Origin of the sequence: Streptomyces sp. NRRL WC-3549 (assembly GCF_000721935.1) — a bacterium.
Classification (GTDB): domain Bacteria; phylum Actinomycetota; class Actinomycetes; order Streptomycetales; family Streptomycetaceae; genus Streptomyces.
The window spans coordinates 118,748-124,818 of record NZ_KL585405.1 but is presented as its reverse complement, the minus strand read 5'-3'; the positions used below and the strand labels follow the sequence as shown (position 1 = coordinate 124,818).

Here is a 6,071-nt window from a genome sequence, read left to right as displayed (position 1 = left end):
CCCCGCCGAGAAGGCCGCGGCCCTGCACCGGCTGGGCGACCTGGCGTGGGAGCGCGGCGAGCCGGCGGAGGCCCTCGCCCAGTACGAGGCCGCCCTGCGCACGGACCGCGGCCACCTCGTCTCCCGGGCGGGCCGGGCCCGCGCGCTGGCCGCCCTGGACCGCACGGACGAGGCACTGGCCGACTACCGCACCGTGACGGCGAAGCTCCCGCGCCCGGAGTACGTCCTGGAACTGGGCGAGCTGTACGAGTCCCTGGGCCTGGACGGGGACGCCCGCACCCAGTACGCGAAGCTCCGCGGGCTGCTGGACCGGGCGCAGGCCGCCGGGGTGAACGAGTCCCTGACCGAGGCCCGCTTCGAGGCGGACCACGGCGACCCCGAGGCGGCGGTGGAGCTGATGGAGGCGGAGTGGTCCGGGCTGCGCCGCAGCGCCGAGGTCGCCGACGCGCTGGGCTGGGCCCTGCACCGGGCGGGGCGGTCCGAGGAGGCGGTGCAGTACGGGGAACGCTCCCTGGAGAGTGGTGTCCGCAACGCCTCGTACGCCTACCACCTGGGCGTGATCGAGAGCGCCCTCGGCCAGGACGGGCCGGCGCGCGCACGGCTGGAGGAGGCCGTCCGGACCAACCCGGACTTCTCACCGCTGGCCGCACCGCTGGCCGAGGAGGCGCTGGAGTCCCTGGGCGGGCCGGCGTCGGGCGGCCCGGCGGAGACCCGGCCGGCGTCGACGCCCTCCTCCGCACCCTCCTCGGGGCCGGCCCCGGAGAAGGCGGGGAGCACCGGGACGGCACCGGAGCCGCAGCCGTCCGGGCAGGCCGGCGGCGCTTCCCCGAAGGCGACGGCACCGTAGGCGCGGGCGCGGCGGCGACGGCCCGGTAGGCGCGGCCGCGGCGGCAGGCGACGGGGGACGGGCGCCAGCCCCGTGCGCGCAGCGGGGCTACAGGTTGCCGCGCTTCTCCTGCTCGCGCTCGATCGCCTCGAACAGGGCCTTGAAGTTGCCCTTGCCGAAGCCCATCGATCCGTGGCGCTCGATCATCTCGAAGAAGACGGTCGGGCGGTCCTGGACCGGCTTGGTGAAGATCTGCAGCAGGTAGCCGTCCTCGTCGCGGTCGACCAGGATCTTCAGTTCGCGGAGCGTCTCCACGGGCACCCGGGTCTCGCCCGCCCACTCGCCGAGCGTGTCGTAGTACGAGTCGGGGGTGTCCAGGAACTGCACACCGGCCGCCCGCATGGCCCGCACGGAGGCGACGATGTCGTTCGTGGCGAGCGCGATGTGCTGGACGCCGGCCTCGCCGTAGAACTCCAGGTACTCGTCGATCTGCGACTTCTTCTTCGCGATCGCCGGCTCGTTGATCGGGAACTTCACCTTCAGCGTGCCGTCGGCGACGACCTTCGACATCAGGGCGGAGTACTCGGTGGCGATGTCGTCGCCCACGAACTCCTTCATGTTGGTGAAGCCCATGACCTTGTTGTAGAAGGTCACCCACTCGTTCATGCGGCCGAGTTCGACGTTGCCGACGCAGTGGTCGACCGCCTGGAAGGTGCGCTTGGCCGGCGGCTCCACGATCGGGGCGGCGGCGGCGTAGCCCGGCAGGTACGGGCCGTCGTAGCCGCCGCGCTCGACCAGGGTGTGGCGGGTCTTGCCGTACGTGGCGATGGCGGCCAGGACGACGGTGCCGTGCTCGTCCTTGACCTCGTACGGCTCGGTGATGCCGGTGGCGCCGTGCTCGACGGCGTACGCGTACGCCGCGCGGGCGTCCGGCACCTCGATGGCGAGGTCGACCACGCCGTCGCCGTGGGCGTGGACGTGGTCGGCCAGGAAGGTGCCCCACTCGGTGGACGCCTTGATGACGGAGGTGAAGACGAAGCGGGCCGAGCCGTTCGTCAGGACGTAACTCGGCTGCCGTTCTCCGGTCCGGAGTAGGCGACGAGCTTCATGCCGAAGGCGGTCGAGTAGTAGTGCGCCGCCTGCTTGGCGTTGCCCACCGCGAAGACCACCGCGTCCATTCCCTTGACCGGGAAGGGATCGGCCTGCCGGGCGGTGTCGGGTGTGGTGTGCACAGTCTCAGTCATGTCGGAAGGTTCCCGCCGCTTCGCAAGGTGCGCAACAGTTCGCGCATTCACTGGGCAATCTGCCCAGCGGTTCGCCACCATGGCCGCACTATCTGTACAGGGTGACCATCGGGAGACGACGATGACGATCGATCATCTGGACGGCCGGCTCATCGTGCTGCTGGCACGGGAGCCACGCATCGGTGTACTGGAGGCCTCCCGGCGGCTCGGGGTGGCGCGCGGGACCGTGCAGGCACGGATGGACCGGCTTCAGTCGAACGGGGTCATCCGCGGCTTCGGGCCGGACGTCGACCCCGCGGCACTGGGCTATCCGGTCACCGCCTTCGCGACGCTGGAGATCCGGCAGGGCCAGGGGGCGGACGTACGGGCGCATCTGAGCGGGGTGCCCGAGGTGCTGGAGCTGCACACCACGACCGGGCAGGGGGACATGCTCTGCCGGCTGGTGGCGCGCTCCAACGCCGATCTCCAGCGGGTGATCGACCGCGTCGTCGGCTTCGAGGGGATCGTCCGGGCCGCCACGGCGATCGTGATGGAGAACCCGGTACCGCTGCGGGTCATCCCGCTGGTGGAACAGGCCGCGCGGGACGACGGGTGAGGGAGGGGGTCGTCGGCGGGCCCCGCAGTCGAGGGAGTTGCAAAGAACGCGATGCAAAGAACTACTTGCAAAGGGGTCTTTGCAAGCTTAGAGTCCTGTCATGCCACCTACGGAACCCGAGGACGGGCCGGCGTCCGCGCCGGACGAGCTGAACATCCACCAGGTCGACGCCCGCACCCTGCGCGGCCTCGCCCACCCCCTGCGTATCCGGCTGCTGAGCACCCTCAGGGAGTTCGGCCCCGCCACCGCCTCCGGGCTCGCAGAACGGCTCGGCGAGTCCAGCGGCGCCACCAGCTACCACCTGCGCCAGCTCGCGGCGTACGGCTTCGTCGAGGACGATCCGACGCGCGGCAAGGGACGCGAGCGCTGGTGGAGGTCGGCTCACGAGGGCACCGCGTTCGGGCCCACCACCAAGTTCACGAACCACACGGACCCGGAGGTGCGCGGCGCCATAGGGGTGGTCCTCCACGAGGTCGCCTCGGCACACGCCCAGGAGCTGAACACCTGGCTCGGCACCATGCGCGAGTGGCCCGAGGAATGGCAACAGGCCATGGACATCAGCGACTTCAAGGTGCGGCTCACCCCGGAGCTCTCCCTGGAGCTCGCCGGGAAGATGCACGCGCTGATGGCCGAGTACCGGGGCCGGGTCCCCGAGGACACCGAGGGATCAGCCGTCGTCCGCACCCACCTGCACCTGTTCCCGCGTCCGACCGACTGAACTCCACACCGAACGAGGGGGATTCGCCATGCACCACGACGTCCACGCCATACTGCACACCTACCGCTCAGCCGAACTGCGCAAGCAGGCCGCAGAGTTCACCGCACCCCGCACCCGGCTGCGCAGCCGGATGGGCTGGGTCATGGTCGAGGTGGGCCTGCGCCTCGCCCAGAACGCGCCCGCCCCGGCCCGCGCCGCACGAGCGGCCTGAGGGCGGCGGGCCCACCACGGTCCGCGGGCCAGGGTGTCAGGCCCGGGGGCGGCCGGCACGACGGCCGATACGAGGGACGATCCAGCGGTCGATTTGGGGTCGGTACGGGGCTGCCGCGGTACGGGCCGCCCAGACCGTGCGGAAGGCGGCTCCGCACGACAGCCGCGGCTCAGCACGAGCGCCGCGGCTCAGCAGCTCGGGACCTTGCCGCCCTGGTCCAGAGCCCGCAGCGAGGACACCGCGCTCTTCAGAGTCGTGACGGGGATCAGGCGCAGCCCGTCCGGCTTCTCGGCCTTCGCCTGGGCGCACTCCGCCTTCGGCACCAGGAAGACGGTCGCGCCGTCGCGCCGGGCCGCCTGCGTCTTCAGGGAGACCCCGCCGACCGCACCGACCGTCCCGTCGGCGTCGATTGTGCCGGTACCGGCGACCGTACGGCCGCCGGTCAGATCGCCGCCTGAGCCGTCGCCCACCAGTTTGTCGATGATGCCGAGCGAGAAGAACAGGCCGGCGCTGGGTCCGCCGACATCGGCGAGGTGCAGGGTGACGTCCACCGAACCGGGCTTCTTGTCCAGGTAGTTCAGGGCCGCCTCGACCGCGGAGTTCTGCGAGTCCCGCATGTCCTTGAGGTTGTGCTGCTCGATCTCCTTCTCGGAGTCGCCGGTCGGGTAGACGGAGTCGCGCGGCATGACCGCGCGGTCGCCCCGGAACCAGCTGTCGACGACGTCCCCGATCCCCACGTCCGCCTCCGGCCCCGTCGCGATGATCGTCGTCATCAGCAGTCTGCCGTCGGTGGTGCGGGTCGGCTCCCCCTTGATCGTGATGACCGGTGTGCCCTTGTCGTCCCCCAGGACGTTCGCGGTCGTGCCGGGCTGCGCCAGGGTGAAGGGGAGGGGCGCCAGGGCCGCCGTACCGAAGAGCGCGAGGACGGGCAGGGCGCAGAGCGCGAGGGTGCGGGGGCGTGAGAGACGAGAGAGCACCCGCCCAATCTAACCGGCCGCCCGGCTCCTTCCCGTACGGCACCGGGCCACTCGTCCCCGCTGCGCCCTTCCTTCGCCGTCCCGCGCCGGCCGCACCTGGGGGCACGACCGGCGCATCGGTCAGCGCAGGGCGTCCGCGACCTCACGGGCGGCGTCGAGGACGCGCGGGCCCACCCGCTCCGGTACGGCGTCGGCGAGCATCACCACGCCCACGCTGCCCTCCACGCCCGACACCCCGACCAGCGGCGCCGCCGCCCCGCAGGCGCCGGCCTCCAGCTCGCCCTGGGTCAGGGTGTATCCGGGATCGTCGGCGAGTGACTTCTGCCGGGCCGTGAGGATCGCCCGGCCCGCGGCTCCCCGGTCCAGCGCGTGCCGGAACCCCGCGCGGTAGGCGACGTGGTAGTCGGTCCAGGTCGGCTCCACGACGGCCACCGCGAGTGCGTCGGCGCCGTCGACCAGGGTGAGGTGGGCGGTCGCCCCTATGTCCTCGGCCAGGGAACGCAGCGCGGGCAGCGCCGCTTCCCTGACGAGTGGATGCACCTGGCGGCCCAGGCGGAGCACGCCCAGACCCACTCGGGCCCGGCCGCCCAGGTCACGCCGGACGAGGGCGTGTTGTTCCAGGGTGGCGAGCAGGCGGTAGACCACGGTGCGGTTGACGCCGAGCTTGTTCGACAGCTCGGTGACGGTCAGACCGTGATCGGTGTCGGCGAGCAGTTTGAGGACGCGCAGTCCCCGGTCGAGCGTCTGAGAAGTCTCTGCGGTCACGACGCCCTCTCCCTCTGTGGTGAGTGGGGCGGTTCCCCTCTGCGAGGTGACGGCGCCGGTCCCACGGCGACGCACCGAGAGGCCCCCCGAGTGGCCATGGCACCGGATGCGCTCCGCGGCCACGTTGCCACGGCGCGTTCATGTTTCGGGGACAGTAGCGAGCGGGTCCGCTCAGCGGAAGACCTCGTCCAGAATCCGGGCGGGTCCCAGAACGCCACGGCATAACCGCCGGTCAGCGCGGAACCGTCCGGAACGCGGACGTCTACGCGCGTCCAGGTCGAGTGACGTCCCGCGACGCTCCGTGCATCACAGGTGAACCACTGTTAACACACCGTGAAGAAATCATGTAAAAAATTTCGCCCTCCGGCGCGTACGCCCGGCGCGCGGGAGCGTCGCGCGCCCCTCCGGAGACGCCTGCGGGTCCGGAGAAGGAACCGTTCGCTCCTCGCACCGGGCCCGGGCGGCCGACCACCACGCCCACAGGGGGCGGGCACTCGGGACCCACAGGGCCGGTGCCCGCTGCCGGGCGGGCCCTCGGGACCTCGCGACCGCCCCCGGACAGAAAGGGCCAGCCACCACGCACCACGGCCTCACGGCCCCCGCCGCCCACACGACCTCACCGCCCCCACGGGCCCCTACGGTCGTCCGGGGTCACCGCATCCGGGTGGCCCACTCCTGCACCTTCTTGATCCGGTCCTGGATCTGCCCGGCCGTCGCCTCGGCGCTCGGCGGGCC

General features: G+C 72.0%; 6 protein-coding genes and 1 pseudogene. 4 read left to right on the top strand and 3 right to left on the bottom strand.

Annotated features, from left to right (window positions below; all coding sequences use genetic code 11):
* Nucleotides 1-847, top strand: an 847-nt coding sequence (locus IH13_RS0118560) for a tetratricopeptide repeat protein (RefSeq protein WP_031085846.1), incomplete at its 5' end; no start/stop codon positions are given.
* 87 nt (nt 848-934) lie between these two features.
* On the opposite strand, the pseudogene hppD reads toward IH13_RS0118560, so the two are convergent.
* A pseudogene (gene hppD / locus IH13_RS37805) lies at nt 935-2,070 on the bottom strand (4-hydroxyphenylpyruvate dioxygenase).
* Nucleotides 2,071-2,191: 121 nt separating this feature from the next.
* Between hppD and IH13_RS0118550 the strand changes: the two are divergent.
* From IH13_RS0118550 to IH13_RS0118540, 3 genes are all read left to right on the top strand, one after another.
* A complete protein-coding gene (locus IH13_RS0118550) occupies nt 2,192-2,665 on the top strand; it encodes an Lrp/AsnC family transcriptional regulator (RefSeq protein WP_031085844.1) in 474 nt (157 codons plus the stop codon).
* A gap of 100 nt (nt 2,666-2,765) precedes the next feature.
* Complete coding sequence (locus IH13_RS0118545; protein ID WP_031085842.1) at nt 2,766-3,383, top strand: ArsR/SmtB family transcription factor; 618 nt, start codon at nt 2,766-2,768, stop codon at nt 3,381-3,383.
* A gap of 28 nt (nt 3,384-3,411) precedes the next feature.
* Nucleotides 3,412-3,594 (top strand): hypothetical protein, encoded by a 183-nt coding sequence (locus tag IH13_RS0118540; RefSeq protein ID WP_031085841.1) that lies wholly within the window; start codon nt 3,412-3,414, stop codon nt 3,592-3,594.
* A 188-nt stretch (nt 3,595-3,782) separates the two neighbouring features.
* Here IH13_RS0118540 and IH13_RS0118535 read toward each other — a convergent pair whose 3' ends face one another.
* Together IH13_RS0118535 and IH13_RS0118530 are read right to left on the bottom strand one after the other, a co-directional pair.
* A complete protein-coding gene (locus tag IH13_RS0118535; protein ID WP_031085838.1) occupies nt 3,783-4,571 on the bottom strand; it encodes a S16 family serine protease in 789 nt (262 codons plus the stop codon).
* Between the two features lie 120 nt (nt 4,572-4,691).
* Nucleotides 4,692-5,336 (bottom strand): IclR family transcriptional regulator, encoded by a 645-nt coding sequence (locus IH13_RS0118530; RefSeq protein ID WP_031085837.1) that lies wholly within the window; start codon nt 5,334-5,336, stop codon nt 4,692-4,694.
* Nucleotides 5,337-6,071: the final 735 nt, after the last annotated feature.

What these genes read in the sequence shown, in the direction of transcription:
- IH13_RS0118540 (WP_031085841.1), top strand. Translation starts at nt 3,412, where the DNA reads ATGCACCACGACGTCCACGCCATACTGCACACCTACCGCTCAGCCGAA.
- IH13_RS0118550 (WP_031085844.1), top strand. Translation starts at nt 2,192, where the DNA reads ATGACGATCGATCATCTGGACGGCCGGCTCATCGTGCTGCTGGCACGG.
- IH13_RS0118545 (WP_031085842.1), top strand. Translation starts at nt 2,766, where the DNA reads ATGCCACCTACGGAACCCGAGGACGGGCCGGCGTCCGCGCCGGACGAG.